The 26,372-nt window shown below is 69.3% G+C and carries 20 protein-coding genes and 1 tRNA gene; 16 read left to right on the top strand and 5 right to left on the bottom strand.

The window, feature by feature from the left end; translation table 11 throughout:
• Nucleotides 1-22: 22 nt before the first annotated feature.
• From gltB to SALPAC3_RS0121900, 3 genes are all read left to right on the top strand, one after another.
• Complete coding sequence (gene gltB, locus SALPAC3_RS0121890) at nucleotides 23-4,744, top strand: glutamate synthase large subunit (RefSeq protein WP_018223313.1); 4,722 nt, start codon at nucleotides 23-25, stop codon at nucleotides 4,742-4,744.
• Complete coding sequence (locus SALPAC3_RS0121895) at nucleotides 4,737-6,242, top strand: glutamate synthase subunit beta (RefSeq protein ID WP_018223314.1); 1,506 nt, start codon at nucleotides 4,737-4,739, stop codon at nucleotides 6,240-6,242. Before gltB ends, SALPAC3_RS0121895 begins: the two co-directional genes overlap by 8 nt.
• A gap of 148 nt (nucleotides 6,243-6,390) precedes the next feature.
• Complete coding sequence (locus SALPAC3_RS0121900; RefSeq protein WP_018223315.1) at nucleotides 6,391-7,188, top strand: SGNH/GDSL hydrolase family protein; 798 nt, start codon at nucleotides 6,391-6,393, stop codon at nucleotides 7,186-7,188.
• Between the two features lie 90 nt (nucleotides 7,189-7,278).
• On the opposite strand, the gene SALPAC3_RS0121905 is transcribed toward SALPAC3_RS0121900, so the two are convergent.
• Genes SALPAC3_RS0121905 through SALPAC3_RS0121915 form a run of 3 tightly spaced genes read right to left on the bottom strand, consistent with a single transcriptional unit; the run spans nucleotide 7,279 to nucleotide 9,366 of the window.
• On the bottom strand, nucleotides 7,279-7,530 hold the full coding sequence (locus tag SALPAC3_RS0121905; protein WP_018223316.1) for a helix-turn-helix transcriptional regulator: 252 nt from the start codon (nucleotides 7,528-7,530) through the stop codon (nucleotides 7,279-7,281).
• Between the two features lie 10 nt (nucleotides 7,531-7,540).
• Nucleotides 7,541-8,392 (bottom strand): ABC transporter permease, encoded by an 852-nt coding sequence (locus SALPAC3_RS0121910; RefSeq protein WP_018223317.1) that lies wholly within the window; start codon nucleotides 8,390-8,392, stop codon nucleotides 7,541-7,543.
• On the bottom strand, nucleotides 8,389-9,366 hold the full coding sequence (locus tag SALPAC3_RS0121915; protein ID WP_026185804.1) for an ABC transporter ATP-binding protein: 978 nt from the start codon (nucleotides 9,364-9,366) through the stop codon (nucleotides 8,389-8,391). Before SALPAC3_RS0121915 ends, SALPAC3_RS0121910 begins: the two co-directional genes overlap by 4 nt.
• A gap of 265 nt (nucleotides 9,367-9,631) precedes the next feature.
• Here SALPAC3_RS0121915 and SALPAC3_RS0121920 point away from each other — a divergent pair, with 265 nt between their 5' ends.
• From SALPAC3_RS0121920 to SALPAC3_RS0121945, 6 genes are all read left to right on the top strand, one after another.
• Nucleotides 9,632-10,495 (top strand): esterase/lipase family protein, encoded by an 864-nt coding sequence (locus tag SALPAC3_RS0121920; protein ID WP_026185805.1) that lies wholly within the window; start codon nucleotides 9,632-9,634, stop codon nucleotides 10,493-10,495.
• Nucleotides 10,496-10,864: 369 nt separating this feature from the next.
• A complete protein-coding gene (gene pyk, locus SALPAC3_RS0121925; protein ID WP_026185806.1) occupies nucleotides 10,865-12,313 on the top strand; it encodes a pyruvate kinase in 1,449 nt (482 codons plus the stop codon).
• Nucleotides 12,314-12,365: 52 nt separating this feature from the next.
• Nucleotides 12,366-13,250 carry an acyl-CoA thioesterase gene (locus SALPAC3_RS0121930; protein WP_018223321.1) on the top strand — a complete coding sequence of 295 codons (885 nt, stop codon included), beginning with the start codon at nucleotides 12,366-12,368 and terminating at the stop codon, nucleotides 13,248-13,250.
• 425 nt (nucleotides 13,251-13,675) lie between these two features.
• Nucleotides 13,676-14,257 carry a hypothetical protein gene (locus tag SALPAC3_RS0121935; protein WP_026185807.1) on the top strand — a complete coding sequence of 194 codons (582 nt, stop codon included), beginning with the start codon at nucleotides 13,676-13,678 and terminating at the stop codon, nucleotides 14,255-14,257.
• A 188-nt stretch (nucleotides 14,258-14,445) separates the two neighbouring features.
• Entirely contained in the window at nucleotides 14,446-14,916 is a 471-nt protein-coding gene (locus SALPAC3_RS0121940) for an RrF2 family transcriptional regulator (RefSeq protein ID WP_018223323.1), read from the top strand.
• A 130-nt stretch (nucleotides 14,917-15,046) separates the two neighbouring features.
• Nucleotides 15,047-16,039, top strand: coding sequence for a sulfite exporter TauE/SafE family protein (locus SALPAC3_RS0121945; protein ID WP_018223324.1), 993 nt, complete (start codon nucleotides 15,047-15,049; stop codon nucleotides 16,037-16,039).
• A 211-nt stretch (nucleotides 16,040-16,250) separates the two neighbouring features.
• Here the strand turns inward: SALPAC3_RS0121945 and SALPAC3_RS0121950 are convergent, their stop codons facing one another.
• Nucleotides 16,251-16,730: an Lrp/AsnC family transcriptional regulator gene (locus tag SALPAC3_RS0121950; protein ID WP_018223325.1), complete on the bottom strand. Its 480-nt coding sequence runs from the start codon at nucleotides 16,728-16,730 to the stop codon at nucleotides 16,251-16,253.
• 550 nt (nucleotides 16,731-17,280) lie between these two features.
• A tRNA-Leu gene (locus SALPAC3_RS0121955) sits at nucleotides 17,281-17,357 on the bottom strand.
• A gap of 99 nt (nucleotides 17,358-17,456) precedes the next feature.
• Here SALPAC3_RS0121955 and SALPAC3_RS0121960 point away from each other — a divergent pair.
• From SALPAC3_RS0121960 to polA, 7 genes are all read left to right on the top strand, one after another.
• Complete coding sequence (locus tag SALPAC3_RS0121960; protein ID WP_018223326.1) at nucleotides 17,457-18,077, top strand: ANTAR domain-containing response regulator; 621 nt, start codon at nucleotides 17,457-17,459, stop codon at nucleotides 18,075-18,077.
• Between the two features lie 442 nt (nucleotides 18,078-18,519).
• Nucleotides 18,520-19,668: a branched-chain amino acid ABC transporter substrate-binding protein gene (locus SALPAC3_RS0121965; protein ID WP_018223327.1), complete on the top strand. Its 1,149-nt coding sequence runs from the start codon at nucleotides 18,520-18,522 to the stop codon at nucleotides 19,666-19,668.
• Nucleotides 19,669-19,735: 67 nt separating this feature from the next.
• Nucleotides 19,736-20,710 (top strand): branched-chain amino acid ABC transporter permease, encoded by a 975-nt coding sequence (locus tag SALPAC3_RS0121970; protein WP_018223328.1) that lies wholly within the window; start codon nucleotides 19,736-19,738, stop codon nucleotides 20,708-20,710.
• Entirely contained in the window at nucleotides 20,707-21,879 is a 1,173-nt protein-coding gene (locus tag SALPAC3_RS0121975) for a branched-chain amino acid ABC transporter permease (RefSeq protein ID WP_033774901.1), read from the top strand. Before SALPAC3_RS0121970 ends, SALPAC3_RS0121975 begins: the two co-directional genes overlap by 4 nt.
• Nucleotides 21,869-22,792 carry an ABC transporter ATP-binding protein gene (locus SALPAC3_RS0121980; RefSeq protein ID WP_018223330.1) on the top strand — a complete coding sequence of 308 codons (924 nt, stop codon included), beginning with the start codon at nucleotides 21,869-21,871 and terminating at the stop codon, nucleotides 22,790-22,792. Before SALPAC3_RS0121975 ends, SALPAC3_RS0121980 begins: the two co-directional genes overlap by 11 nt.
• A complete protein-coding gene (locus SALPAC3_RS0121985; RefSeq protein ID WP_018223331.1) occupies nucleotides 22,782-23,492 on the top strand; it encodes an ABC transporter ATP-binding protein in 711 nt (236 codons plus the stop codon). The genes SALPAC3_RS0121980 and SALPAC3_RS0121985 overlap by 11 nt, the downstream gene beginning before the upstream one ends.
• Nucleotides 23,493-23,667: 175 nt before the next feature.
• The gene (gene polA / locus SALPAC3_RS0121990) at nucleotides 23,668-26,367 is read left to right on the top strand and encodes a DNA polymerase I (RefSeq protein ID WP_018223332.1); all 2,700 of its coding nucleotides are present in this window, start codon (nucleotides 23,668-23,670) and stop codon (nucleotides 26,365-26,367) included.
• Nucleotides 26,368-26,372: the final 5 nt, after the last annotated feature.

The following is a 26,372-nucleotide window of genomic DNA, read 5'->3' on the forward strand; positions in this document are numbered from 1 at the left end:
TGAGTGACGACAGGAGGCCCGGGTGGCCGCTCCGTACCCGCACCGCATCCCGCAGCAGGTCCCGCACTCCGGCCCGAACGGGTCCACCGCCGGGCTCTACGACCCCGCCTACGAACGCGACGCGTGTGGGGTGGCGTTCGTGGCGGACCTGCGCGGCCGGCCGTCGCACGAGGTGGTGGCCAATGGGCTCGCCGCGCTGCGCCGGCTGGACCATCGGGGTGCCCGAGGTGCGGAGTCGAACACCGGCGACGGCGCGGGCATCCTGATCCAGGTGCCGGACGCGCTGCTGCGCGCGGTGGTGGACTTCCCGCTGCCCCCGATCGGTGAGTACGCGACCGGCCTGGTCTTCCTGCCCGACGACGACGAGGCCGAGCTGCGGGCCCGCCGGGTGGTGGAGAAGTACGCGTTGGTCGAGGGCGCCGACCTGCTGGGGTGGCGGGACGTACCGGTGGATCCGGCGGGCCTGGGTGCGACGGCGCTCGCGGCGATGCCCCGGGTCCGGCAGCTCTTCGTCACCGCGCACCGGCTCACCGACTCGGCGACGGGCCCAGCTGGTTCCCGGTTGACCGGCATCGAGTTGGAGCGGGTGGCGTACCGCGTCCGCAGGCAGGCCGAGCGGGAGTCGGCGGAGCGTGGCGTGCCGGCGTACTTTCCGTCGCTCTCCGGCCGCACGATGGTCTGGAAGGGCATGCTCACCCCGGACCAGCTGCCGGAGTTCTACCCGGAGCTGACCGACGAGCGGATGCGCAGCGCCATCGCGCTGGTGCACTCCCGCTTCTCCACGAACACGTTCCCGTCCTGGCCCCTGGCGCACCCGTTCCGGTTCATCGCCCACAACGGCGAGATCAACACCATCCGGGGCAACCGGAACTGGATGCAGGCGAGAGAGTCGATGCTCGCCGGTGGAGCCGGTGCGGCGCTGCCCGGCGACATTCGTCGAATCCTCCCGGTCTGCACCCCGGGGGCATCCGACTCGGCCAACTTCGACGAGGTCCTGGAGCTGCTGCACCTGGCGGGGCGAAGCCTGCCGCACGCGGTGTTGATGATGATTCCGGAGGCCTGGGAGAACGACCCGGACATGCCCGTTGACCAACGGGCCTTCTACCGGTTCCACGCCAGCCTGATGGAGCCCTGGGACGGGCCGGCGTCGGTGGCGTTCACCGACGGCGAGATCGTCGGGGCGGTGCTGGACCGCAACGGCCTCCGTCCCGGCCGTTGGTGGCAGACCGCCGACGGGCTGGTTGTGCTCGGCAGCGAGGCGGGTGTGCTGGACCTGGATCCGGCCACCGTGGTCGCCAAGGGGCGCCTGCAGCCCGGTCGGATGTTCCTGGTGGACACCGTGGCTGGCCGGATCGTGCACGACGACGAGATCAAGGCCGAGCTGGCGGCGGCCCAGCCGTACCAGGAGTGGCTCCACGCCGGTTTGATCGAGCTGACCGACCTGCCGGCCCGGGAGCACATCGTCTACACCCACGACTCGGTACGCCGCCGGCAACAGGTGTTCGGCTACACCGACGAGGAGCTGAAGATTCTCCTCGCGCCGATGGCGCGGGTCGGCGCCGAGCCGATCGGCTCGATGGGGACGGACACCCCGATCTCTCCGCTCTCCACCCGGCCCCGGCTGCTCTACGACTACTTCCACCAGCTCTTCGCCCAGGTCACGAACCCGCCGCTGGACGCCATCCGGGAGGAGTTGGTGACCAGTCTCCAGACCACGATCGGGCCGGAGGGCAATCTGCTCGAGCCGGGGCCGGCGAGCTGTCGGCAGCTCGTGCTCCCCTATCCGGTGATCGACAACGACGAGCTGGCGAAGATTCTCTCCATCGACGAGGACGGGGACCTCCCCGGATTCAAGGCGGTCCGGGTCTCCGGCCTGTACCGGATCCGGGAGGGCGGCGCGGGCATCCGGGCGCGGCTGACCGAGATCTGTCGGCACGTCTCCGAGGCCATCGAGGACGGCGTGCGCATCCTCGTCCTCTCCGACCGGGACTCCAACGCCAACCTCGCCCCGATCCCGTCGCTGCTGCTCACCGCGGCGGTGCATCAGCATCTGGTTCGGGAGCAGACCCGGACCCAGGTGGCGCTGATCGTGGAGTCCGGCGACTGCCGGGAGGTGCACCACGCGGCCGTGCTGGTCGGGTACGGCGCGGCGGCGGTGAACCCGTACCTGGCGTTCGAGTCGGTGGAGGACATGATCTCGACGGGGGCGCTGGTCGGCGTCGAGTCGGGCACCGCGGTCCGCAACTACGTCAAGGCGCTCGGCAAGGGCGTTCTGAAGATCATGTCCAAGATGGGCATCTCGACCGTGTCGTCGTACTGCGGCGCCCAGGTCTTCGAGGCGGTTGGGCTGGACAGCCAGCTGATCGAGCGGTACTTCCGGGGCACTCCCAGCAAGATCGGCGGGGTTGACCTGGACGGGATCCACGTCGAGGTCGCCGCTCGACACGCCCACGCCTGGCCGGAGCCGGGGACGGCGACGAGCGACCGGCTGGCTGTCGGTGGCGAGTACCAGTGGCGGCGTGAGGGCGAGCTGCACCTGTTCAACCCGGAGACCGTCTTCCTGCTCCAGCACGCCACCCGCAGCCGGCAGTACGACGTGTTCCGGGCGTACACCTCGAAGGTGGACGCGCTGGCCGCCCAGGGGGGTGCGCTGCGGGGTCGGTTCGCGCTCCGTACCGGAGTGCGCCCGCCGGTGCCGATCGAGGAGGTCGAGCCGGCCACCGAGATCGTTCGACGCTTCGCCACCGGCGCCATGTCCTACGGGTCGATCTCGGTGGAGGCGCACGAGACCCTCGCGATCGCGATGAATCGGCTCGGCGGCAAGTCCAACACCGGCGAGGGCGGTGAAGACGTCGAGCGACTACACGATCCGACCCGCCGCTCCGCGGTCAAGCAGATCGCCAGCGGTCGGTTCGGGGTCACCACCGAGTACCTGGTGAACGCCGATGACCTGCAGATCAAGATGGCGCAGGGCGCCAAGCCCGGCGAGGGTGGCCAGCTTCCCGGCAACAAGGTCTGGCCGTGGATCGCCCGGACCCGCCACGCCACCCCGGGGGTCGGCCTGATCTCTCCGCCACCACACCACGACATCTACTCCATCGAGGACCTGGCCCAGCTCGTGCACGACCTCAAGTGCGTCAACCCGGCGGCGCGGGTGCACGTCAAGCTGGTCAGCGAGGTCGGGGTGGGTACGGTGGCGGCGGGCGTGGCGAAGCTGAAGGCCGATGTCATCCTCATCTCCGGGCACGACGGCGGCACCGGTGCGTCCCCGCTGAACTCGCTCAAGCACGCGGGCACCCCGTGGGAGCTGGGCCTGGCTGAGGCGCAGCAGACCCTGCTGCTCAACAAGCTCCGGGACCGGGTCACCGTGCAGGTTGACGGCCAGCTCAAGACCGGTCGGGACGTGCTGGTCGCGGCCCTGCTCGGGGCGGAGGAGTTCGGCTTCGCCACCGCCCCGCTGATCGTCGAGGGCTGCGTGATGATGCGCGTCTGTCATCTGGACACCTGCCCGGTCGGCATCGCCACCCAGAACCCGGTGCTGCGCGAGCGGTTCACCGGCCGACCGGAGTTCGTGGAGAACTTCTTCCTCTTCCTCGCCGAGGAGGTCCGCGGGTACCTCGCCGAGCTGGGTCTGCGCTCGATCGACGAGGCGATCGGCCGGACCGAACTGCTCGATGTCGCCCCCGCAGTTGATCATTGGAAGGCGGCCGGTATCGACCTGAGCCCCGTGCTGCGCCTGCCGGAGCTACCCGAGGGGACCGCTCGACGGGGTGTTCGCGTCCAGGACCACGGTCTCGGGCTGGCGTTGGACAACGAGTTGATCGCGCTCGCCGAGCCGGCGCTGCGCTTCGGTACCCGGGTGCGGACCCGGGTGCCGGTGCGCAACGAGCACCGCAGCGTCGGCGCGATGCTCGGTGGCGAGGTGGTCCGCCGCCACGGCGGGGCCGGCCTGCCCACCGACACGATCGAGTTCGACCTGTACGGCACCGTGGGGCAGTCGTTTGGCGCGTTCCTGCCGTCCGGGGTCACCCTGCGGCTGCACGGCGACGCCAACGACTACGTCGGCAAGGGGCTCTCCGGTGGGCGGCTGGTGCTCCGACCGGACCGGGCCGCGCCCTTTGTCGACGCGGAGGCCATGCCGGGCCGGCGGGCGGAGGATCAGATCATCGCCGGCAACACCATCCTCTACGGCGCCACGGCAGGTGAGGTCTTCCTCCGCGGTCGGGCGGGGGAGCGGTTCGCGGTACGCAACTCCGGGGCGGCTGCTGTCGTCGAGGGCGTCGGCGACCACGGCTGCGAGTACATGACCGGCGGTACGGTCGTGGTGTTGGGGCCGACGGGGCGGAACTTCGCGGCCGGGATGTCCGGCGGGACCGCGTTCGTCTGGCGGCTGGATCGTCGGCGGGTCAACACGGAGTTGGTGGACCTGACGCCCCTGAGCGAGCAGGAGCAGGCAACCCTTTATGACCTGGTCCAGCGGCACTACACCGAGACCGACTCCGCGGTCGCGGAGGAGCTGCTCAAGCGTTGGTCGGAGGCGGTGGAGGAGTTCACCGCCGTGGTGCCCCGGGACTACCGCCGGGTGCTGGAGATCATGCGGGCTGCCGAAGCCGCCGGCTACGACGTGGACGACGCGGTGATGAGCGCCTTGGCGGCGCCGGCAGCGCAGCCCACGTCGTCCGCACCGTCCACGCCGGTGTCGCCCGTCGCGCGGGTGGCTGTCCAGGAGGTAGCTCGTGCCTGATTCGTTTGGTTTCCTGCGGTACGACCGGCAGCTTCCCGCCCGACGGCCCGTTCCGGTGCGGATCATGGACTGGCGGGAGGTCTACCCACCGGCAGGTGAGGAGCTGATCCGGGAGCAGGCCACCCGCTGCATGGACTGCGGCATTCCGTTCTGCCACGACGGCTGCCCGCTGGGCAATCGCATCCCGGACTGGAATGACCTGGTCCGCACCGGTGGCTGGGACGCCGCGGTGGAGACGCTGCACGGCACCAACAACTTTCCGGAGTTCACCGGTCGGCTCTGCCCGGCCCCCTGCGAGGCGGCCTGCGTACTCGGCCTCGGCGGCCAGCAGCCGGTCACGATCAAACAGGTCGAGGTGGAGATCGCCGACGCTGCCGTGGCCCGCGGCGGGCTACGGCCCTGGTCGGTGCCGCCGGCCAGTGGCCGTGCGGTGGCGGTGGTCGGCTCCGGGCCCGCCGGGCTCGCCGCCGCGCAGCAGCTGGCCCGGGCCGGGCATGCGGTCACCGTGTACGAGCGGGACGACGCCCTCGGCGGCCTGCTGCGGTACGGCATCCCGGACTTCAAGCTGGAGAAGCACCACATCGATCGGCGGCTGGCACAGCTCGCCGCCGAGGGGGTGCGGTTCCGGACCGGGGTGGAGGTCGGTGTCGACGTGACCGCCGAGCAGCTGCGGGCCGAGCACGACGCGGTGCTGCTGGCCTGCGGTGCCCTGGCCAGCCGGGACACCCCGGCGACTCCGGGGCGTTCGCTGCGCGGGGTGCATCAGGCGATGGGGCACCTCGTCGCGGCCAACCGGGTGGTGGCCGCCGCGGAGACCAACCCGCCGGCCACCGCGGTGCTGCCGGACGGCACGCCGATCGACGCGGCGGGCCGCAACGTCGTCATCATCGGTGGCGGAGACACCGGCGCGGACTGCCTCGGCGTCGCCCACCGGCAGGGCGCCGCCGCGGTGTACCAGCTCGACCTCTACCCGCAGCCGTCCCGGGAGCGGGACGAGGCACGGGATCCGTGGCCGACCTGGCCGTGGATCCTGCGCGAGTACCCGGCGCATGAGGAGGGCGGGGAGCGGGTCTTCGCCGTCGCCGTGCAGGAGTTCGTGGACGACGGCAGTGGGGCGGTGCGGGCGGTCCGGATCGCCGAGGTGACGGTGGAGAAGCGCGATGGCCGGCGGCTCGTCACCCCGGTGCCGGGCACTGAGCGGGAGCTGCCGGCCGACCTGGTACTGCTGGCGATCGGTTTCGACGGTACCGAGCCGCAGCCGCTGCTTGAGCAGTTCGGGGTGTCCCGTGACGAACGGGGCGCGGTAGCGGCCCGTGCGGACTGGCAGACCGATGTGGATGGCGTCTTCGTCGCCGGGGACATGCACCGGGGCGCGTCGTTGGTCGTGTGGGCGATCGCCGAGGGCCGGGCCGCCGCTGCCGCCATCCATTCGTACCTGGACGGGCGGGGTTCGCTGCCGGCGCCGGTGGGATCGGACGCTCGGCCGCTGGCCGGCTGAGGGGCGGGTGGCCGGGGGCGCGGGTGGCCGGGTGAAACGATTCACTTTGGTGAATTGTTTCGGTAGCATTACCAGCTAGTAACAAGCTCTACCCTGGCCACGCGCGCGGTCTCTGGGCTCCCCACCCCCCGGCCCTGTGGAGGTCCACATGCCACCCCGTGCACCCGCCCGCGCCCTGGCGGCGCTGGTCGCCCTCTGCGTCGCCGTTGTCGGCGCGGTGCTGGTCCCCAGCGCCGCGCAGGCCGCGACCATCAACTACGTCGCGCTCGGCGACTCGTACTCCTCCGGCGTCGGCGCCGGCCCGTACGACGGATCCAGCTGCCTGCGCAGTCAGAAGTCCTACGCCCCGCGCTGGGCTGCGGCGAATGCGGTGACCAGCTTCCAGTTCCCGGCCTGTGGTGGCGCGGTCACCGCCGACGTCATCAACAACCAGGTCGACTCGCTCAGCGCCAGCACCACGATGGTGACGGTCACCATCGGTGGTAATGACGTCGGCTTCGCCAGCGTGATGCTGACCTGTCGGTTCGGCAGCACCTCGGCCTGCACGGAGGCCATCGACGAGGCCCGGGACTTCGCCCAGACCACCCTGCCCGGCCGGCTGGACGCCACCTACGCGACGATCCGGGACCGGGCGCCGAACGCCCAGCTGATCGTGCTCGGCTACCCGCGACTCTTCGAGACCGGCTGGTGTGGCCTGTTCGGGATGAGCGCCACCAAGCGACAGCAGCTCAACGACGCCGCTGACCTTCTCAACAGCATCACCGCCGGCCGTGCCGGCGCGGCCGGTGCCGCCTTCGCCGACCTCCGTCCCCACTTCGCCGGCCATGGCGTCTGCGGTGACGAGCCCTGGATCAACGACGTCACCAGGATCATCGAGGCGTACCACCCCAACGACGAGGGCTACCGCGACGGCTACCTGCCGGCGCTGAACGCCGTCACCGGCTGATCCCGCCCGTCGGCCGGCAGTCCCAGGTGGACGGCCGGCCGACGGTGGCGGCGGGTGTGGACATCGACGTCGCCGGCCGCCGCCGTTGCTTCACGCTGGGCGGCGGTTCCCGACAGCGGCATCACCGATGCGGGGAAACGGTTCGATCGAGAAGACCACCTCGACCGGCACCTCGAAGTGGGCGGCGATCCGCAGCGCCAGGTGCAGGCTGGGCCGAAACTCCCCCCGCTCCAGGTAGCCGATCGTCTGGTAGTGCACTCCGAGCGCGTCGGCGAGCTGCCGTCGGGAGATGCCCCGTTCGGCGCGCAGTACCGCGATTCGGTTGTGCACGGTCTCGCTCATCAATGCCCTCTCATCCGACCCGCTGCATGGCCTGCTCCCGTCGGGCCGCGACCCGCGAGCCGGACTCCCGGCGGGCCATCCGTCGCAGCAGCACCGGCGCCAGCACGAGTCCGAGCACCGCCCACGCCCCGAGGACGGCAACCATCTCCAGATGGCGCCAGGATTCGCCGATCTCGACCGCCGCCAGGTCAGCCGGAAGCAGCGCGGAGCGCATGCCCAAGCCTAGCCAGTAGAGCGGGAAGACCTGGGCGGTGCCCTGGAGCCAGTCGGGCAGGCCGGTGATCGGGTAGAAGATGCCGGAGATGCCGATGAGCCCCATCACCGGCAGCACCACCAGCCCCATGTTGCGCGGGTTCTCGATCAGGGAGCCGATCATCGCGCCCAGCGGGAGCGTCGCCACCAGCCCGAGCGGCACCACCCAGGCCAGCGTGAACCAGGCGCCGGGGTCGCCCAGCCGGAGCCCGTCCAGGAAGAGCATCCCGGGGGTCAGTTGGATGACCAGGCCGATCATCGCGACCGAGGAGACCAGCACCAGTTTGCCGACCAGGTAGCCGAGCATCCCGTTCGGGATGGCCTTGGCCCGCAGCAGGGTGCCGTCCTCCCGGTCCACGACGAGTTGCTGGGCCAGCCCGAGCAGCCCGCCGAAGAGTAGGCCCATGCCCAGCGCGCTGGGCAGCGTCCGCGCACCGAGGGAGAAGTCGGTGCCGGGTACGGTCGCCCCCCGCATGAAGAAGACGGCGACCAGCAGCACCACCGTGGGGAAGAAGTAGTTCCACAGGTCCTGGCCGTTGGTGAAGGTGCTGCGCAACTCGATGGCTCCGCGCCGCAGGCCGACCCGGAGTGCGGTGGTCTTCGGGTTCATCGGGTCTCCTCCTGCTGCTGCCACACCCGATCGGCCCAGCCGGTACGGATTCCGGTCTCCTCCTCGTGCACCAGGGCCAGGTACGCGTCCTCCAGGTTGGCTCGGCGTACCTCCAGCTCCTGCACCCCGTCGCCGTGGTCGCGGAGCAGGTCGCGCAGGAACCCGGTGGCGTCCATGGTGGCGTGTACGTGGCGTTGGCCGTCGCAGGTCCAGCGGATCTCCGCATCGGTGGTCAGCCGGCGGGAGAGCTGGTCCGGCGAGCCCCGGGCGATGATCCGGCCGTTGGCCAGGATGACGATCAGGTCGGCGAGCTTCTCCGCCTCGGCCAGGTCGTGGGTGGTCAGCAGGATGGTGGTCTGGTCCAGGTCGGCGAGGCGGTGCACGAGCTCGTGGAACTCCCGGCGGGCCGCCGGGTCAAGGCCGACCGTCGGCTCATCCAGGAAGAGCAGCTCTGGCCGGCCCACGATGCCGACCGCCACGTCGAGGCGCCGCCGTTGCCCGCCGGAGAGCCGGGACACCCGAGCGTTGGCGTGTGCGGTCAGCCCGACAGCCGCCAGCAGGTCGTCCACCGGCCACGGGCGTTGGATCAGGTCGGTCGCGTACGGCGCGTAGTAGTCGCCGAGGTGGGAGAGGAGGTCCCGGACCCGCCACCGGCCGTGGTCACGCCAGGACTGGAGCACCACGCCGATCTGGGCACGCCACCGCTCGTCCCCGCGGGCGGGTTCAACGCCGAGCACCCGGACCGAGCCGGCTGAGGGCAGCCGGAACCCCTCAAGGATCTCGATGGTGGTGGTCTTGCCGGCACCGTTCGGCCCGAGCAGCGCGATCACCTCCCCTCGCTGCGCGGTGAGGTCGATGCCGTTCAGCACGTCCACGGTGCCGTAGCGCATGCGTAGGTCTCGAACGTCGAGGACCAAATGATCGTCGGGACTTCGGGGGGCCTCGACAGCCTCCGACCGTTCGACTGTAGTCATGCTCTTGAAGATAGCACCTCTACTACAGGATTAGGTATAGCAACTCTCTCCTGACGGGGTTGGGGCGGTGTTGCGGTGTGGGGGTTCCGCGAGTCGTATCCCTCTGGGGGGTCTTTGTCTGGATCGCCGGAGTGTGCCGTAGGTGGAACAACAGGTTACTGGGAGGTAGCTAGGCATTGACGAACGAGAATTACTGCCCGCATCATCGTTCGCACCGGTCGATCGGACTCGCACCGCACCCACCACCCTCATGGAGGTGCAGCCCATGCTGCTTCGAAAGACCGCCGTCGTGCTCGCGTTCGCGCTCGGCGCCACGCTCACCGTCCCCGGTGTCGCCGCCAGCGCAGCACCCGCCGTCCCGGAGGGCGCCGTCAGTGCGGCACCCGCCGGTGCTGCGGCTGAGCAAACGTCCACCCACGACGCCCCGGCGAGTAGCTCCGGTGCCGCCGCAGCCGGCCCGGCCGTGGCGACCAACAACCCGGTAATCATCGTTGGCGGGTTGAGCGGTTTCGCCTTCGCGTACGAGCCGCTCGCCGCGCGTCTGGGCGCCGATGGCTTCCGTCCCTTCATCTATGAACTGCCGGGGCTGGGCTTCGGCGACATCCCGACCTCGGCCCGCGCCTTCGCCGACTACGTCGATCAGGTTCGCGCCACCACCGGTGCCACCCGGGTGGATCTGGTGGGGCACTCCGAGGGGGGCTTGGTGGCCCGCTACTACCTGAAGCGACTCGGTGGCACCGGAGCCGTCGACCGATACGTCAGCCTCGGCAGCCCGCAGTACGGGACGTACGTGGCCAACGTCATCGCCTTCCTCGGGCTCGGCAGCTGCGCTGGTGTGGTGGCCTGTCAGCAGATGAGGATCGGTTCGGACTTCCTCGCCGACCTCAACGCCGGCGACGACACCCCCGGCTCGGTCAGCTACACCACGGTTCGTACGTGGCAGGACGAATTGGTGCGGCCGGTGCGCAACGCCGCGCTGGATGACGGGGCGAAAAACGTACTGATCCAGTCCTGGTGTCCGCTGCGGTTGGTCGGGCACCTCGGGCTGGCGCTGGACGGGACCACCTACACGGTGATTCGGCAGGCGCTGCGCGACGAGTCGATTCGCCCCAACTGCTGGGCCGTCTAGGCATGTCTTCCGGTGGGGCGGTCGGCACGTAGACCGCCCCACTGGGCTGTGCCGGCTGATCCAGTTGTCGCCCGGGCCGCGTGCCAAGCTGCTTCGGCCCTCCCGTGGCGTGCGTTCCCGGTCGCAGTGGGGCGGGGATCGGGCAAACCGGCGAGCGAGGTCGAATGTCCCCGCGCTGTTAACCCATGCCTTTCGGCCCGGCTTACCGTGGGCGGTACGATCTCGGGGCGCGCGGTCGCCGACGCCCGCCCCCCACGACGTTCCCGGCGGTTATCCACTGCCGGCCGTGCAGCCGCGCAACGTCGGAGAACGTGTTCGCACTGCGACAGGGGTCGGCCCGCGGACCGGCCCGGAGGAGAGATTAGCCTGATGGGCGTGACACGCCGCGCAAAGATTGTTTGCACACTCGGCCCCGCCGTCTCCTCGCCGGAGCGTATTCGTGGCCTTGTTGAGGCCGGAATGGATGTGGCGAGGCTCAACTTCAGCCACGGCAGCCACGCCGATCACGAGGCGGTTTGCCGGCTGGTGCGGGAGGCGGCCGAGGCGGCGGGGAGGCCGGTCGCGGTTCTCGCCGACCTCCAGGGTCCCAAGATCCGGCTTGGCCGGTTCGCTGACGGTCCGCACGAGTGGCGCACCGGTGACTCGGTGGTCATCACCGGTGATGACGTTCTCGGCACCCGGGACCGAGTCGCCTGCACCTACCGGAAGCTGCCCGAGGAGGTGAAGCCCGGCGACCGGCTGCTGATCGACGACGGCCGGGTCGCGGTCGAGGTCACCGACGTCACCGGCAACGACATCCGTTGCCTGGTCACCGAGGGCGGACCGGTCTCCAACAACAAGGGCGTCTCGCTGCCGAACGTGGCGGTCAGCGTCCCCGCGCTCTCCGAGAAAGACACCGAGGACCTGCGGTTCGCCCTCGGCCTCGGCGCCGACCTGGTGGCGCTCTCCTTCGTCCGCTCCGCCGACGACATCAAGCTGGTCCACGCCATCATGGCCGAGGAGGGTGTGCACCGGCCTGTGCTGGCCAAGGTGGAGAAGCCGGAGGCGGTGGATCAGCTCGGGGCGATCGTCCTGGCCTTCGACGGGATCATGGTGGCCCGGGGTGACCTCGGCGTGGAGATGCCGTTGGACCAGGTGCCCCTGGTCCAGAAGCGCGCGGTGCAGCTCTGCCGGGAGAACGCCAAGCCGGTCATCGTCGCCACCCAGATGCTTGACTCCATGATTGAGAACTCCCGGCCCACCCGTGCCGAGGCCTCCGATGTGGCCAACGCCGTGCTGGACGGTGCGGACGCGGTGATGCTCTCCGGTGAGACCAGTGTTGGAAAGTACCCGGTGCTCACCGTGAGCACCATGGCGAAGATCGTGGCGACAACGGAGGCGGGCTCGATCTCGGTGCCTCGGCTCCAGCACGATCCGCGTACCCACGGGGGCGCGCTCACCATCGCCGCCTCGTCGATCGCCCGGGCGATCGACGCCAAGGCTCTGGTGGCGTTCTCGCAGACCGGCGACACCGTCCGACGACTCTCCCGGCTGCACTGCGACCTGCCGTTGCTCGCGTTCACCCCGGTGCCGGAGGTGCGCGACCAGCTCGCCCTCTCCTGGGGTGTACAGACGTTCCTGATGCCCTTCGTTGAGCACACCGACGCCATGTTCCGGCAGGTTGACGAGGCGCTGCTCGGCCTCGGTCTGGCCAACCCCGGCGAATACGTCGTGATCGTCGCCGGTAGCCCGCCCGGAACCCCCGGCTCGACCAACACCCTGCGTGTGCACCAGCTCGGGTCGCTGGTTGACCTCGCTGCGGCCCGGGCGCTCCAGTGAGCGTTCGGAGCGAGCCGGACCCGCGATCCCCGCGGACACGACGGGGGGTCCGGTGAGCGAGTCCGGTGCGGTGGTCGGTCAGGCCGCAGTCGATCAGCTGCTGGAGGTGCTGGACCTCAGCCCGACCGGCGAGCGAACCTTCCGGGGGATGAGTCCGCAGGTCGGCCCGCAGCGGGTGTACGGGGGGCAGGTCGCCGGGCAGGCGTTGGTCGCCGCCGGGCGGACGGTCGATCCGGAGCGCTCCGTGCACTCCCTGCATGGCTACTTCGTGCGACCGGGCGATCCGAGTGAACCGATCGACTATCAGGTCGAGTGCGTCCGTGACGGTCGTTCCTTCTCCGTCCGCCGGTCAGTGGCGCTGCAGCACGACAAACCGATCTTCTTCATGTCGGCGTCTTTCCAACGTCAGGAGGAGGGGCTGGACCACCACGCGCCCTCCCCGCCGGACGTGCCCGGCCCGGACGAGGTACCGACGATGAGCGATCGGCTCGCCCGCTACCCGGAACGGCTGGGCATCTGGGCGCTGATTCCCCGGCCGATCGATGTCCGCTATGTCGGCGAGCCCGGCTGGGTGCGCCCTGGTGACCGTCCGGCCGAGCCGAACCAGCGGGTGTGGATGCGGATCGACGGCAAGCTCCCGGACGATCCGCTGCTGCACGCCTGTGCTCTGACGTACGCCTCCGACCTCACCCTGCTGGACTCGGTGCTGTCGGTGCACGGAGAGGTGTGGGGGCCCGGCGGGGTGGTGGGCGCAAGTCTCGATCACGCCCTCTGGTTCCATCGGTCGTTCCGCGCCGACGAGTGGTTCCTCTACGACTGCTGGAGCCCGTCGGCCTCCGGTGCGCGCGGGTTGGCGACCGGTCGGATGTTCACCCGGGACGGCCGGCAGATCGCCAGCGCGGTGCAGGAGGGCTTGCTGCGTAAGGTCGGGGCCTGACGCGCTTGTTGTCCCCGGGGAGGGCCGACCTTTCCACCGATTTACCGTTGGAACGGGTCGGCCCAAACAGTTCACGACGATGTTGCCTGATGGCGGTTTCATGCCGGTTTGGGGTGTGGTCGGGGGCACGGTGGTGGCGGAATCCCAGCCGCCGTCAGGGCGTTACACCATGCGTACGACCGAGCCGGCGTTCCGCCGATGGCGGATGCCAGCCGTGCGTGAGCCCCGGAATGTTGGCGGCCGGCCGGTCGTTACATCTGGACCCGGCGCCGTGCGTGTTCCCCCGGCCGCGGTAGCCGAGGATCTTCTCTTTCCTGTTTGAGCGCCGGACGGTGCTTGCACCCGCCCTTTGGCGTCTGAAGGCCCCCCTTTTCCTTCGGGCGTGCGTGTGTGGGTGTCGACCCCCGAATGGAGCAACCCTCATGATGAACACGATTCTGCGTCGTAGCGTGCTTGGTATCGCTGGTCTGGCCCTGTCCACCGGTGTCGTCGCCGGCCCCCTGGCCACCCTCACCGACACCACCCCCACCCCGGCCGCGGCGGCCGTTCAGGTGGCGAAGCCGGACAGGGACACGCTGATCCCGCACGGCACCCAGGGCAAGCAGTCACGCATCGACCTGGGTGATGAGCAGACCGCGAACGTGAAGGCCATCATCGAGGCCACCAAGAAGGCCGGCATGGACGAGCGTGCCGCCGTGGTGGCGATCGGCACCAGCCTGCAGGAGTCGAAGCTGGAGAACCTGGGACACCTGGGCGCGCGTAACGACCACGACTCGCAGGGCCTGTTCCAGCAGCGCCCGTCGTCTGGTTGGGGCACGGTGGAGCAGATCACCGACCCCGCCTACTCCACCACCGCCTTCCTCAACGGCCTCAAGCAGGTCGAGGGCTGGCAGGACATGCCGTTGACCGAGGCCGCCCAGAAGGTGCAGGTGTCGGCGTTCCCGTTCCACTACGCCCAGTGGGAGACCCAGGCCGCCGACCTCGTCGCCGAGCACTGGACCAGCTGACCCCACCCGCACCACCCACAAACAAACCCCCACAGACCTGACCCACACAAGGGGAAAGAACTGTTGGCCGGCACCCGAACCGGGTGCCGGCCAACAGCCATGTCCGGCCTCCCGAGCGCAGGCCTCCGGCTTGGTGGGGACCGAGGGATGGTCGGTCGTTGGCGGCCGAGCCGGTTAGCCTGTCAGCCATGCGTCTCTCCGCCCGGGTCGACTATGCCCTTCGCGCGGTCGCCGAGCTCGCCTCGGCGACCGGCAGTACCTCGACCGGCCGAGGGCGGTTCGTGACCGCCGAACAGATCGCCCGAGCCCAGGAGATCCCGCCGAAGTTCCTGGAGAGCATCCTGTTGCAGCTGCGTCGGGGCGGTGTGGTGCAGGCCCAGCGGGGCCCGGAGGGAGGCTACTGGCTGGCGCGGCCGGCGGGCGAGATCTCCCTCGCCGAGGTGATTCGGGTGATCGATGGTCCGCTGGCCCATGTCCGTGGGCAGCGCCCGGAGCAGCTCGGTTACCACGGTGCCGCGCGCGCCTTGCAGGATGTCTGGATCGCTCTGCGGGCAAGCGAACGCCAGATCCTTGAGCTGGTCACCGTAGCCGACGTGGCCGACGGTGCCCTTCCAGCCCGGGTTACCGAGCTGGTCGCCGACCCGCGCGCCTGGACCTGAGCCGCGCCTGGATCTAGGCCGCGCCTGGGTCTGAGCCGTAACTCGCCGTTGAACGTTGTTGACCCAGGCCCCACTCATACCGCATTGTCGACCAAGTCGATAGGAGATATCAGAAAACTAGGGAGGCGCGGTGCGTAAGCTGCTGGTCCTCGCGTTCGTGGGGTTGGCCGCGCAACTCGTTGACGGTGCCCTTGGCATGGCATATGGGCTGACCTCCTCAACGCTGCTGCTACTCGCCGGGATCGCACCGGCGGCTGCCTCTGCGTCGGTGCACCTCGCTGAGGTGGGCACCACGTTCGCGGCGGGCGTGGCGCACTGGCGGTTCGGCAACGTCGACTGGCGCGTCGTTGGGCGTATCGCCGTGCCCGGCGCCCTCGGCGCGTTCGCCGGAGCGACCTTTCTGTCTGCTCTCTCCACCGCTGCCGCCGCGCCCTGGATGGCGGCCATCTTGTTCACCCTCGGCGCGTACCTGCTGGTGCGCTTCGCCCGGCCGCTGCGCACCGAACGACGGGCTGGCCGGCTGCGTAGTCGCTTCCTTAGCCCCTTGGGGCTGGTCGCCGGTTTCGTTGATGCCACTGGCGGCGGCGGATGGGGTCCGGTGGCGACCCCCGCGCTGCTGGTCAGCGGGCGACTGGAACCTCGCCGCGTGATCGGGTCGGTGGACACCGCCGAGTTTCTCGTCGCCGGTGCGGCCAGCGTCGGCTTCCTGATTGGGCTTGGTTCCGAGGGCTTTCTGCTGCCGATGGTGCTCGCGCTACTGGCCGGTGGTCTGATCGCAGCACCGGTGGCCGCCTGGCTGGTGCGCCTCGTCCCGGCCCAACTGCTCGGTGCAGCGGTCGGCGGTGTGATTGTGCTAACCAACGCTCGTACGCTGATGCGCGCTCTCGATCTCGGCGCGGGGGTGCGACCTGTGGCGTACGCCCTGCTGGCCCTCGCCTGGGGAGTCGCGTTCGCGTTCGCGCTCCGGGCCTTGCTGCGCGCCCGTCGTGCCCGGACTGTCGTCGCTGTTGCCCGCAGCGCCACGCCATCCCGAGGTGCGAGCACCGCTGAGTCGCCCGGCGGTGACGTCGCCACCGAAGCGTCCCGCGAGGGGACGGTGGCCGGCTCTGGGCCGGTCCGGTAGCGCTTGCCGGGTGAGGGAGGGAGTGGGGCACCGGGCCGGCTTCGCGGAATCCGTCGACTCCGGCCCGGTGCGCCACAACTTGGCAACTCCCGACCCGTCCCGACCGGGAGTGCCAACCACCACCGAAACCAAAATAGGCGGGGCCCGCGTCCCAGGCGTGACAGGGAGGTGAAGATCCTGTTTCGGCGCGTAGTCAGGGCTGTGATCGGTCCTACCCCAGGCCTCGTGCCTGCTCGAAGATCAGACTGGTCTGGGTGTGCTGCACCGCCGGATCGACTGCCAGGTGGTCGAGCACGAAGTCCCGCAGCGCGTCCGCCGATGCCGCCCGGACATGCAGCACGTAGTCGTCCGCACCGGCCACGTGGAACACCGCCACCATCCCCGGTAGGCGTACTGATCGGGCGCGGAAGGCGGCTACCACGGCCCGGTCGTGGGCGGAGAGCCGTACCGAGATCAGCGCCTGCAACGGCAGGCCCATCGCCGCCGGATCCACCTCGGCGTGGAAGCCGCGGATCGCCCCGCATCCGTGTAGCGCCCTGGTTCGCGCGAGGCAGGTCGACGGCGCCACCCCTACCCGCTCGGCGAGGGCGTTGTTGGGGAGGCGGCCGTCCGCGGCCAGCTCCGCCAGGATTGCGCGGTCGGTGTCATCAAGGCTCGCGTAGGGTGGTGCCGGATTCGGGGAAGAGGACATAGCGCCATCTTTCCGGGAATCTATGCGAGTTTCAACGCAATGCTCCCGAATTTTGTTCGGGCTGAATACTTCTCCATGGCCAAATATTCAATCTCCCCGTCATGACGGTCTCCGGATGCCGAAGCCGAGCAGGTCGGGGTTGGGAGACGACTCCGTCGCCCAGCAGGGAGCCTTCGAGTAGCTCTCCCGGAATCCCCGGTGGCCAACCCGAGCCGGTGCCACGGCTCATCACCCAGCCACTCGCCGGGTGGCGGAGATCCGGAACAACCTCCCGGTATCGCTGGTCTGTCCCGGGCGTCTCGCCGGTGGGGCAGCACCGGCGCTGCCGGGGCGACCGGCGCGGTGCTGGGCGAGCGGGCACGCCCAGCGGTGGACTGTTGCGGCTGTCGGTTGCCGGGAAGCGGTGGCCGCGCCGACGACGGCTCCCTGCTGGTGACCTTCGCGCTGAACCGGAACGGGTGTGCCGCCGGGCGGCACCACCCTGCTGGGGCTGCCGCCCGCAGCTTGACGCCGCTCGCGATCTGTCAACCGCCGGCCACGCGACGGTTGGTGGTGTCCCCGGTGGGATTCGAACCCACACTGTCGGAGGTTTGAGCTCCGTTTCTCTACCGGTTGGAATACGGGGACAGTGGCGCCGACAGCCTCGGTGTCGGGTCATAGAGTACCCACTACGCTAAGGGGCGCGGCACCCGGTCGGGTGTCGGTACGGACTGGTGGGAGTTGCTCGTGGCCGAGACGCAGACGGACGCCGAGCGTAGGCGGGTACTGATCGCCGAGGACGAGGCGCTCATCCGGCTGGATCTCGCCGAGATGCTCGTCGAGGAGGGCTACGAGGTCGTCGGCGAGGCCGGTGACGGTGAGACGGCCGTCCGGCTCGCCAAGGACCTCAAGCCGGACCTGGTCATCCTCGACATCAAGATGCCCATCATGGACGGGCTGGCCGCCGCCGAGCGGATCGCCGGCGAGCGGATTGCTCCGGTCATCATCCTGACCGCCTTCAGTCAGCGGGACCTGGTGGAGCGGGCACGGGCGGCCGGTGCGATGGCGTACCTGGTCAAGCCCTTCCAAAAGAGTGACCTGGTCCCGGCGGTAGAGATCGCGTTGTCGCGCTACTCGGAGGTCGCCGCCCTGGAGGCGGAGGTCGCTGGCCTCACCGACCGGCTGGAGGTGCGTAAGGTCATCGAGCGCGCCAAGGGTGCGTTGATGACCACGTACGGGATGACCGAGCCGCAAGCCTTCAAGTGGATCCAGCGGACCGCGATGGACCACCGGATGACCATGAAAGAGGTCGCCGAGCGGATTCTCCAGGAGACCGCCGGCGGCGAGGTGCCCCGTCCGGCCCAGTAGGTCCGGTCCTTCTCCCTCTCCCTCTCCCGCGCCCTCTTCCGACGGTCGCTGCGGTCAGGGGTTGGCGCCGCCGCGACGTTCGCCCGTCCGGGGTGTGCACCCGGCGCGTACCGACGCCGCGGTTGTTCTTTCCTCCCGCCGGATCGATTGATGCCGGTGTCGCTGGTCGTGGCCGGCTGCGCTGGTCATCGCCGGTGTGCGTGCGGCCGCTGGCCAGCTGTGAAGGATGTTACGCGTTGGGGTCGTATTGGCGTTTGTATTCGTAACGGTTTGACAAGCGTGGCTTCGAGGGCTTCCGGGACCGTATCTCGACCAGTACGCTCCGCCATCACGAGCCGTAGCAGGTGTGTGGGCTCACATCGAGGTGGGGAGGCCGCCGTACTGGTGCGGCCGGCTGCCTCGGGTGTGCTCGGGCTCCTGCAACTGGAGGAGGTCTATAGCCGTGAGGCGTAAGTACGTACGGGCGCTCGGCGCCATTGGGTTGTCGGCAGCCCTCATTGGCGCTGCGGGCTGCCAGGCGGAGGAGGACAACTCCGCCGGCAGCAGTGACTGCGGTGGCAAGATCGCCATCTTCGGTGCCTTCAGCGGCCCGAACTCGGGTCTGGTGATCCCGTCGCGCGACGGCGCACTGCTTGCGGTGGATCAGCACAACGAGGCGAACCCGGACTGCGAGGTGACCCTGCAGGAGTTCGACACCCAGGGCGACCCGACCCAGGCCACGCCGGTCGCGAATCAGGTCACCGGTGACGAGTCCTTCCTGGGCGTCATCGGTGGCGCGTTCTCTGGTGAGAGCAAGGCGACGATGGCTGTTTACGAGGCGGCCGGGATGGTGATGGTCAGCCCATCGGCGACCGCGATCGAGTTGACCGCGGGCGGCAACGAGGTGTTCCACCGGGTGGTCGGCAACGACGCCGTCCAGGGTGCCGCCGCTGCCGTCTACCTCAGAGACGTCGTGCAGGCCGAGAAGGTCTTCGTGATCAATGACGGCACCACCTACGGCGCCGGCATCGCCGACGAGCTGACCGAGGCGCTCGGTGGGTTGGCGGGCGGCACCGATCAGGTGCAGGAGAAGCAGGTCAACTTCGCCGCCACCATCTCGAAGATCAAGGCTGCCGAGCCGGACGCGATCGCCTACGGCGGCTACACGAACGAGGCGGCGCCGTTGGTGAAGCAGCTGCGGGAGACCGGCATCACGACGCCCTTCCTCGGCTTCGACGGTCTCTACGACCCGTCCTTCCCGAAGGGTGCCGGGGCCAGCGCCGAGGGTGTGATCGTGACCTGCCCGTGCCTGCCGCCGGACAAGGCGGGTGGCACCTTCGCGGCTGACTTCGAAGCGGCGTACGGCGGGCCTCCGGGTTCCTACGGTGCCGAGGGTTTCGACGCCGCGAACGTGTTGATCGAGGGCTTGGCCGAGGGCAACACCACGCGTGCGGATCTGCTGGCGTGGGTCGACTCGTACGACAAGGAGGGGGTCTCGAAGTCCCTCAAGTTCGCCGACAACGGTGACGTGGACGAGTCCCGGGTGGTGATCTGGGCCTACGAGATCAAGGGCGGTGAGATCACGGCCCAGCAGGAGATCAAGCTCAGCTGAGCCAGGATGACCGTTGCGCGGCCGGGGCTTTCCCCGGCCGCGCAACGGTGCCAAAGGGGAGAAACCCGTGAATTTCGATGCCTTATTCGGCGACCTAGCCCAGCACACTGTCGACGGCTTGTCCAAGGGGGCGATCTATGCCCTCGTCGCCCTGGGGTACACGCTCGTCTATGGTGTGCTCCGTCTGATCAACTTCGCGCACTCTGAGATCTTCATGGTGGGCACCTTCGCGATCCTCGGTACCTGGTCGTTGCTCGGGGTGGCCGACAACCCTCCGATCGGGATGGCGATCGTCTACCTGCTCATCGGTCTGGTGGTCGGTGCGCTGGCCTCGGGTGCCACCGCGCTCACCGTCGAACGGGTCGCCTACCGGCGACTACGCCGGATGAACGCGCCGCCGCTGATCTTCCTGATCACCGCCATCGGGCTCTCGCTCGTCCTGGTGGAGATCTTCGCGCTGTGGATGGCAGGGTTCTTCTCGGGGCGCGGATTCACCGAGAACCGACTCGTGATCGGGATTCCGCCGCTGCTGAAGCAGGAGACGGTTCTCTCGGTGGCGGGCGCCGATATCACCAATGTGCAGATCATCATGGTGGTCTCCGCCCTCGTGATGCTCTACGGGTTGGACCAGTTCATCAACCGGACGCGGTACGGCCGTGGCGTGCGGGCCGTGGCACAGAGCCCAGACACCGCCGCGCTGATGGGGGTGCACCAGGACCGGGTGATCATGCTGGTCTTCGTCCTGGGCGGGTTGATGGCGGGCGCCGCGGCCCTGTTGTGGAACATGCGGTACGGGATCACCAAGTTCGACATCGGCTTCGTGGTCGGGCTGAAGGCGTTCACCGCGGCGGTGCTCGGTGGTATCGGTAACCTCCGCGGCGCACTGCTCGGTGGCCTACTACTCGGGGTCATCGAGGTGTACGCGGCGACGTTGACCCGATCCACCTGGGAGGATGTGGCCGCCTTCGTGGTGCTGGTGGTGGTGCTGATCTTCCGGCCGACCGGCCTGCTCGGTGAGTCTCTCGGAAAGGCGAGGGCATGACAGAGGCACTACGACAATTCAACGAGCGGCGCCGACACGTTCTGGGGGGTATGGGTGACCGGTGGCGGGCCCTGCCTCGTTGGCAGCGTTGGCTGACCCTGCTCGCGGGTGTTGCCTTCCTCTACTACCTGCCGTTCCTCGGTGACATCCCGGGGACGAACCTGATCATTCCGGGGCTGGACTGGTTCCGGACCGACTCCATCGACGGCGGCGCCAACTGGGCAGGGGTGCTCTTCGTCTGCGCCCTGTACGTCCTGGTGGCTATCGGGCTCAACGTCGTGATCGGGCTGGCTGGTCTGCTCGACCTCGGCTACGTCGGCTTCTACGCGGTGGGCGCCTACAGCGTGGCGCTGTTCGGGTCGGCCGAGTCGCCGGTTGTGGGGGCGTTGCAGGAACGGTTCGGCTTCTCCCAGGACTGGGCGATAGCGTGGGCGATCTGTATCCCGATCGCGTTGGCCTTCTCGTTGGTCGCGGGAGTTCTGCTCGGCTGGCCGACACTACGGCTTCGGGGCGACTACCTGGCCATCGTGACGTTGGGCTTCGGCGAGATCATTCGGATCGTCGCGAAGAACTCGGGGTGGGCCGGCGAGGCACAGGGCGTGCCCGGAATTCCCGGCCCGGAGGGCCCACCGTCGCCCGACAACAAGGTCTTCGGACTGCTCGACATCAAGCCCTGGTACTGGCTGGCGTTGAGCGTGGTGCTGGTGATGGTCCTGCTGGTTCGGCGGCTGGAGCACAGCCGGGTGGGGCGGTCGTGGCTGGCCATCCGGGAGGACGAGGACGCCGCCGCGGTGATGGGCGTCTACCCGTTCAAGTTCAAGCTGTGGGCGTTCGCCATCGGTGCCGCCCTGGGTGGGTTCTCCGGTCTGCTCTTCGCCAGCCGGTCGGCCTTCATTCAGCCCGAGACCTTCAACGTCCAGCTCTCCATCCTGTTCGTCGCGATGGTGGTGGTCGGTGGCTCCGGCAACATGGCGGGTGTGGCGGTTGGCGCCTTCCTGCTCGCGTACCTGCCGGAGCGGTTCCGCGACTTCTCGGAGTACCGGGTCCTCGCCTTCGGCCTAGCATTGGTACTCATCATGCTGTTGCGCCCGCAGGGTCTGTTGCCGAGTCGGCGACGAACGCGCGAGTTGCAGGACAGGGCGAAGGAGGCTCCGGCAAATGTTGCCTAAGCAGAAGACATCGCCCGAGGACGCCGCCCAGCCCGAGGTGCTGCTTGAGGTGGACCGGGTCACGCTCCGCTTTGGCGGGGTGGTGGCGCTGGACGATCTGAGTTTCAACCTGTACAAGGGTGAGATCCTCGGGCTCATCGGTCCGAACGGGGCCGGCAAGACCACCTGCTTCAACGCGATGACCGGGGTCTACCGGCCGACCTCTGGTGCGGTTCGGTTCGACGGACAGCAGGTCAGCGGACGGAAGCCGCACCGGATCAACCAGATGGGGATCGCCCGGACGTTCCAGAACATCCGGCTCTTCCCGGAGATGACCGCGCTGGAGAACGTGCTGGTTGGTGCGGACTCCCAGCACCGCACCAGCGTGGTCGGTGCGTTGTTCCGGCTGTACCGGGTCAAGCCGAAGCCGGAGGAACTGCCCACGGTCGATTCGACCAACGGCCTGGTGCGGCTCTGGCAGCAGGTTCGCCGCTCCTCGGCCCAGGTGTTCGGCATCTCGCGGCACACGCTTGAGGAGCGTGCCGGCGAGCGTAAGGCATACGAGTTGCTGCGCTTCGTCGGGATTGACGACCGCGCCAATGACCTGGCCCGCAACCTCCCGTACGGCTACCAACGCCGATTGGAGATCGCGCGGGCGTTGGCCACCGAGCCGAAGCTACTCTGCCTGGACGAGCCGGCCGCCGGCTTCAACCCGGCGGAGAAGGAGGAACTCCTCGAACTGATCCGCAAGATCCGGGATCGCGGTTTCACGGTGCTGCTCATCGAGCACGACATGCGCCTCGTCATGGGGGTCACCGACCGGATCGTGGTGCTGGAGTTCGGTAAGAAGATCGCTGAGGGGGCGCCCGCCGAGGTGCGGGACGACCCGAAGGTGATCGCGGCGTACCTGGGGGAGCCCGCAGATGCTGCTTGAGATTGACGATCTGACCCTCCGGTACGGCCGGATCGAGGCGCTGCACGGAATCAGCCTGCACGTGAACGAGGGCGAGGTGGTTGCCCTCATCGGTGCGAACGGCGCGGGTAAGACCACCACCATGCGGGCGATCTCCGGACTCCGGCCGGTGAGCCGGGGGGCGATCCGGTTCAACGGGGAGGACATCACCAACCTCCGAGCCGACCTGCGGGTACGGCGGGGCATCTGCCAGGCACCCGAGGGGCGGGGCATCTTCCCGGGCATGACGGTCCTGGACAACCTCGACATGGGGGCGTACACGCGTCGGGACCACGCCGGGATCGCCGCCGACCTGAAGCGGGTGTTCGAGCTGTTTCCGCGGTTGGCGGAGCGGCGTCGTCAGCTGGGGGGCACGCTCTCCGGTGGTGAACAGCAGATGCTGGCGGTCGGGCGGGCGTTGATGGCTCGGCCGAAGCTGCTGCTGTTGGATGAGCCGTCGATGGGGCTCGCTCCGATGATCATTCAGCAGATCTTCGATATCATCGTGGAGATCAACCAGCAGGGCACCACGATCCTCCTGGTGGAGCAGAACGCCCAGCAGGCGCTCTCCCGGGCCCACCGGGGGTACGTGTTGGAGACCGGCCGGATCGTCAAGGAGGGGTCCGGCCAGGACCTGCTGCACGACCCATCGGTCAAGGAGGCGTATCTGGGCGTCGCCTGATCGACGGCGCTGCCCACGCGGCCGGTCGTCCCGCCCCGGGACGACCGGCCGCCGCCCGCCGCCCCGGGTCCGGACTATCTCCACGCCGGGACGGCCGGGCCCGACGTGACTTTCCGCGCCGGCGCCCCGGTGCCGCCGCCCGGCCCTGTCGGCGGCACGGACTAGAGTCGCCACCGTGACAGCCACGAAGCCGCGCCTGCTCCTCGTTGACGGACACTCCCTGGCCTACCGGGCGTTCTTCGCCCTGCCGGTCGAGAATTTCTCCACCACGACGGGGCAACCGACCAACGCGGTCTACGGCTTCACCTCCATGTTGATCAATGTTCTTCGGGATGAGCAGCCGACACACATCGCCGTGGCCTTCGACGTCTCCCGGCACTCCTTCCGCACCGAGAGGTACGCGGCGTACAAAGCTGGCCGCAGCGAGACCCCGACCGACTTCAAGGGGCAGGTCAGCCTGGTCAAGGAGATCCTGGCGGCGTTGCGCGTCCCGGCGGTGGAAATGGTGGGCTACGAGGCGGACGACGTGATCGCCACGCTCACCCGGCAGGCCCGCGAGCAGGGGATGTCGGTCCTGATCACGACCGGAGACCGGGACGCCTTCCAACTCGTTGACGACGACGTCACGGTGCTCTACCCCCGCAAGGGCGTCTCCGACCTGGCCAGGATGGACCCAGCTGCGGTGACGGCGAAATACGGGGTACCTCCGCGGCACTATCGGGACCTCGCCGCGCTGGTTGGCGAGACCAGCGACAACCTGCCCGGCGTCCCGGGCGTCGGCCCGAAGACCGCCGCCAAGTGGATCACCGCCTACGGAGGGGTCGAGGGTGTCGTCGCCCGGGCCGACGAGATCAAGGGCAAGGCCGGGGCGAATCTGCGGGAGCGACTCGCCGACGTGATCCGTAATCACGAGCTCAACTGCCTGGTCACCGACCTGGATCTGCCCCTGCCGCTGGCGGAGACACGCTGGGCTGGCTGGGACCGGGAGGCGGTGCACCAGGTTTTCGACACGCTGGAGTTCCGCATCCTTCGGGATCGGCTCTACCAGTACCTGGACGCGGTTGAGCCGGAAGCCGAGGCGGGTTTTGACCTGGCGGGCGAGCTCCTCGTCGAGCCGGGGGCGCTCGCCGCCTGGCTGGGAGCGCACGCGGCACCGAACACGCCGGTCGGCCTCGCCGTCACGCTCGACACCGGGCCCAATCGGCGGCACCTCGCCGACGTGACCGGCATGGCGCTGGCGACCGCCGCCGGGGCCGGGGCCTGGTTCGACCCCGGCCGACTCGACGCCGCCGACGAGGCCGCCCTGGCGGGGTGGCTGGCGGATGCGAGCCGACCGAAGGTGCTGCACGACAGCAAGCCGGCGGTGCTCGCGTTCGCCGCCCACGGGTGGTCGATCCGGGGCATCACCAGAGACACGCAGATCGCCGCCTACCTGGCCCGGCCCGACCAGCGCTCCTACGACCTGACTGACCTGGCGCTGCGATATCTGCACCGGGAACTGCGGGTTGACCTGCCGGAAACCGGCCAGCTCACCCTCGACGGCCTGGGTGATGACGGTGCGGCCGAGCAGAACCTGATGCTGCGGGCTCGAGCCACCCTCGACCTCGCCGACGCGATCGACGCGGAGTTGTCGCGGGACGGCGAGCAGTCGGCCCGGCTGATGGCTGAGGTGGAGCTGCCGCTGATGCGGGTGCTCGCCGGCATGGAGCGCACCGGCATCGCCGCCGACACGCAGTACCTGTCCGAGCTGGAGGCGCACTTCGCCGCGGAGGTGAAGGCCGCCGCGCAGGGCGCGTACGAGGCGGTCGGGCGGGAGTTCAACCTGGGCTCCCCGAAGCAGTTGCAGGAGATCCTCTTCGGCGAGCTGGGGTTACCCAAGACCAAGCGGATCAAGACCGGCTACACCACCGATGCGGACGCCCTGCAGTGGCTACACGGGCAGAACCCGCATCCGGTGCTCGGGCACCTGCTGCGTCACCGGGACGTGGCGAAGCTGAAGACCACGGTTGACGGGCTGCTCAAGTCGGTCTCTGATGACGGTCGGATCCATACCACCTTCAACCAGACCGTGGCGGCCACCGGTCGGCTCTCCTCCACCGAGCCGAACCTGCAGAACATTCCGATCCGTACCGAGGAGGGGCGGCGGATCCGTCGGGCCTTCGTGGTCGGCGCCGGGTACGAATGCCTGCTCACCGCCGACTACAGCCAGATCGAGATGCGGATCATGGCCCACCTGTCGGCGGACCAGGCCCTGATCGATGCCTTCAACTCGGGCCGCGACTTTCATGCCGCCACCGCCTCATCGGTCTTCCAGGTGCCGGTGGAGACGGTCACCCCCGACCAGCGGCGCAAGATCAAGGCGATGAACTACGGACTGGCCTACGGGCTGAGCGCGTTCGGCCTCTCCCAGCAGCTCGGCGTTTCCGCCGAGGAGGCGCGCGGGCTGATGGAGATCTACTTCGCCGGTTTCGGTGGGGTGCGCGACTACCTGCAGGAGGTGGTGGCCCGGGCCCGGCGCGACGGCTACACCGAGAGCGTCCTCGGCCGTCGCCGCTACCTGCCCGACCTGGTCAGCGACAACCGGCAGCGGCGGGAGATGGCCGAGCGGATGGCGCTCAACGCTCCGATCCAGGGCTCTGCCGCGGACATCATCAAGGTGGCGATGATGAACGTTGACGCGGCGGTGCGCGATGCCGGGCTGCGTTCCCGGATGCTGCTCCAGGTGCACGACGAACTGGTCTTCGAAGTGGCCCCCGAGGAGCGGGAGGTGCTGGAGACGCTGGTCCGGCGGGAGATGGGCGGGGCCTACCCGCTGTCCGTGCCGCTGGAGGTGTCGGTCGGGGAGGGGCGGGACTGGAACAGCGCCGACCACTGACCGGC

Source organism: Salinispora pacifica DSM 45544, from assembly GCF_000378845.1.
GTDB lineage: Bacteria > Actinomycetota > Actinomycetes > Mycobacteriales > Micromonosporaceae > Micromonospora > Micromonospora pacifica.